3 protein-coding genes are annotated in these 2,734 nt (G+C 64.2%); 2 read left to right on the top strand and 1 reads right to left on the bottom strand.

Going from position 1 to position 2,734, the window contains the following annotated elements; translation table 11 throughout:
- The first annotated feature begins 691 nt into the window (after positions 1 to 691).
- On the top strand, positions 692 to 1,327 hold the full coding sequence (locus ACFFC4_RS22190; protein ID WP_375504934.1) for a hypothetical protein: 636 nt from the start codon (positions 692 to 694) through the stop codon (positions 1,325 to 1,327).
- A 153-nt stretch (positions 1,328 to 1,480) separates the two neighbouring features.
- Positions 1,481 to 2,149, top strand: a complete 669-nt coding sequence (locus ACFFC4_RS22185; RefSeq protein ID WP_375504932.1) for a polysaccharide pyruvyl transferase family protein — start codon at positions 1,481 to 1,483, stop codon at positions 2,147 to 2,149.
- 5 nt (positions 2,150 to 2,154) lie between these two features.
- On the opposite strand, the gene ACFFC4_RS22180 is transcribed toward ACFFC4_RS22185, so the two are convergent.
- Positions 2,155 to 2,734, bottom strand: a 580-nt coding sequence (locus tag ACFFC4_RS22180; RefSeq protein ID WP_375504930.1) for a hypothetical protein, incomplete at its 5' end; no start/stop codon positions are given.

The following is a 2,734-nucleotide window of genomic DNA, read 5'->3' as shown; positions in this document are numbered from 1 at the left end:
ACCCCCACCTTCGTCAACCCCACCAACGGTGACCTCCACCTCGCCACCACCAACAACACCCCCGTCAACTCCGGCGCCTTGAGCCCTAACATCACAGGTGCCGCCGCCAGCGGCAGCCCAGTCCACGTCGACGGTCAACCCTTCAACTCCGCCACTCAGGGCGCTAACTAGCCGGCTCACGGCGCTGGCCACTGAAGCCGCCCTTCCGTGCAATTCACAGCCCCGTCCCTTCCCGGGGGCGGGGCTGTGACATGCCCGCACGTTTCGCCGGCACGAGGGACTGACGAAACCACGCCATTACGATGACCGGGTGCGCCGGGTGCCGATTGATTCGATCACCGTCCTATCGACGACGCGCTGCCTCGAACGCAACCGGTACGCGGAGCTGTGGGACTCGTTGGTAACTCGAACCGGAGCCCACGTCGATGACCTCACCTGGCGCTTGCTCAGGCGTGCGCCGACCGGGCCGACCACGGTCCTGCACCTTCAGTGGCCGGAGTTCTTCATCGGACATCCAACCCACTTCGGGCGGTTGGGTCGGCTGTTCTCGTTCACCTGGCTTCTACTCTATGCGCGTCTTCGGCGCTGCCGTGTCCTGCTGACTTTGCACAACGTCGGAGCCCATGAAAGTGGGCGCCAGGTCGGATTGCTCTACGGCCTGGTGTACTCCCTCTGCACTGACGTGCACGTGATGTCCAGGCGAGCGTTCGAGAAGACCGGGTCGACCTACACGCGTCTGCGCCGTAAGCGCATCTACGAGATTCCGCACTTGCTGTACCCCAACAGCCTCGGCGGCTCGATCCCGTCACTACCTCCGGCGGGCTCGCGGTCGGTGGGCTTCTTCGGCTCGGGCCGGGGTTATAAGGGCCTACACAACCTGTTAGACGCCTTTGACTCGCTCCCGCCGTCCTACCGGCTGCGGGTGGTCGTCAACAGTGGATCGGAGGCCTTGCGCCGCCACCTCGTCCAGGTCCGCGAAAGCGACCCCCGCATCGACGTTGACTTTGAGTTCCTGTCACACGCCGATCTCGAGAAGGTCATCCGCGACGTCGACCTCATCGTCCTGCCGTTCGACCGAATCCTGAACTCGGGCAGTGTTATCCAAACGCTGTCGCTGGGCCGCCCTGTATTGGTGCCGTCGACGGTCACCTTCGAAGAGATAGGGCGACGAACGGGCGATGGGTGGGTGAATACCTACTCAGGTCCGTTGCGGGCCGGTGACATTGAAGTGGCGCTCACCCGGCGCCGCGACCCGCTCGACCTAGCCTGGTGTGCCGACGAGACGCTGCACGACGCAGTGGTCGAGATGCTCACACACCTGCCATGAGCGAACCGGGTTAGCAGGGTAATGCCTCGCGTCGAGTTAGTTCACTGGAACCCGAAACGACCAATAGTGTCAGGGCGTCTAGGTGCCCACATACCGCTGCGACGCGGTCTCAACAACTTCGGCGATCTGCTCGGCCCGCGGGTGGTGTCCTACATGATGCGCGAGCACGGCCTCCATCCGAATTCTGCCGTGCTTGATCGGCGCCTGCTGTCGGTCGGGTCAGTCATGCAGTTTGCCGGCGACGGCGACGTCATATGGGGCAGCGGGATCAACGGAAAGCTACCTCTGACCGACCTAACGTTCACGTCGCTAGACGTCCGAGCCGTCCGCGGCCAGCTGACCCGCGCAATCCTGCTGAAGCGCGGCATACATTGTCCGGCGGTCTTCGGCGATCCGGCGCTGCTCCTCCCCCGACTGGAACCGCGCCTGGTCGGACTTGCACAGCACAAGCGCCACGCCCTTACTGTGGCCCCTAACCTGCACGACTTTCCGCGATTTTCGTCGCACCCGGACGTTCTCAATCCAATGGCATCGGTGCGCTCGTGCCTTGCCCGAATCGCGCGAAGTGAGTTCGTGGTCGGCTCATCGCTGCACGGGATCATCGTGGCTGAGTCGCTCGGCATCCCGGCCCGCGCGTTCGTCTCAGCGGTCGAGAGTCCGTTCAAATATCACGATTACTACTCAGGGACAAATCGGCACGATATTGAGATCGCCACCGATTCGGACACCGCGCGCGAGATGGGCGGTGCACCGGCTGGTGACTGGGATCCGCAGCCGCTGGTCGACGCATTCCCGACCGACCTGTGGCGGCCGGCGGCCTGACACCGTCAGACCTGCGTTCGCTGGCGGCGCCAGGTGACAACGAATCTGGTGCGCCGACCGGCGAGCGCACGACGTGCACCGAGCCTCAGCAGGGTGGCGGTATGGCCTACCTGGCTCCAGGGCCGTGAGGGAAGCAGGATCAGCAGCCGCTCACGACAACGCTCAGGCGTGTGAGTCAGCCGCACCGCGTTTCCGGGACGCGCCAACGCTTTGAGCCTGTCCTCGTGGCGGCCGACCGCGTGAAAGTTCGGCGGATAGCAATACTGGACGCGCCTCGGCTGCGGGCCCGGTGGGTAATCAAAGTCAGAAATGCCGTCCGCACACGCGAGCGACACGGCGCGTACCTTGTCGTCAGTCAGCGCAGCTCGCCACCGACCTACGTGACTGAGGTCGAGTTGCTGCCGGTTCGACGCTTTCCAGGGCTCGCGCTCCGAGGACATGTACTCACCGGCAGCGTGGAAGGAGAGCATGCGCGAGTCGAACGCAAGCCCGGCGAAATTGACGACGCTCGCTGAAGTTCCCCAGGTGTGCTGGTCGTGCCCCGGGGAGTGGTGTAAATCGTTCGCGTACAGCTCTGCGTTGCTG

Source organism: uncultured Jatrophihabitans sp., assembly GCF_964244045.1.
Taxonomy (GTDB): Bacteria; Actinomycetota; Actinomycetes; order Mycobacteriales; family Jatrophihabitantaceae; genus Jatrophihabitans.
The sequence above is the reverse complement of the archived record's forward strand: the minus strand, read 5'-3'. Positions and strand labels throughout refer to the sequence as shown.

Coding starts and splice junctions, on each gene's coding strand:
- ACFFC4_RS22190 (WP_375504934.1), top strand. CDS start 692: ATGTCCAGGCGAGCGTTCGAGAAGACCGGGTCGACCTACACGCGTCTG.
- ACFFC4_RS22185 (WP_375504932.1), top strand. CDS start 1,481: ATGATGCGCGAGCACGGCCTCCATCCGAATTCTGCCGTGCTTGATCGG.